We start from the raw sequence: 511 nt of genomic DNA on the forward strand, positions 1-511 counted from the left end.
TGGAAAGGACGGGCACTCCGCAGTCTAGAACGTCCATGCCCAAATTGGCGGCGTAAAGCGCGATTGTGCCGCCGCCGCCCTTGTCCACTTTTCCCAACGCGCCGAACTGCCACTGGACTTTGTTCTTGTTCATTATCGCCTGCACTTTGGCGCAAAATTCGGCGTTGGCGTCGCTCGCCCCATACTTGCCGCCGCTTCCCGTGTACTTGGTAAGCACCAGTCCCTTCCCCATAAACGAAGAATTCTTTTTGTCGAAGACTCCCTCGTAGGTGGGGTCAAAGGCGGCGTTCACGTCGGCGGACAGCATACTGCAGCGGGAGAAGCAGAGCCGAAGAGCCGCCTCGTTTTCGCAGAACAGGGAGATAAAGTTTTCAAAGTTGGAAGACCGCGCGCCCGTATTTCCGGCGGAACCCGTTTCCTCCTTGTCGGACAGGTAGCAGATGACGGTTTTTTCCGGCGGCGATTTTTCGCGCGCGAGGGCGGTTAAGGCTCTTAGGGCGGGAAACGAAAA

At 57.1% G+C, this 511-nt stretch carries 1 protein-coding gene; it reads right to left on the reverse strand.

Translation table 11 applies throughout. From position 1 onward, the window contains the following. A partial coding sequence (locus ACYVTD_RS16215) for a zinc-binding metallopeptidase family protein (protein ID WP_461248708.1) occupies positions 1 to 511 on the reverse strand: 511 nt, incomplete at both ends.

Source organism: Treponema sp. R6D11, from assembly GCF_054786075.1.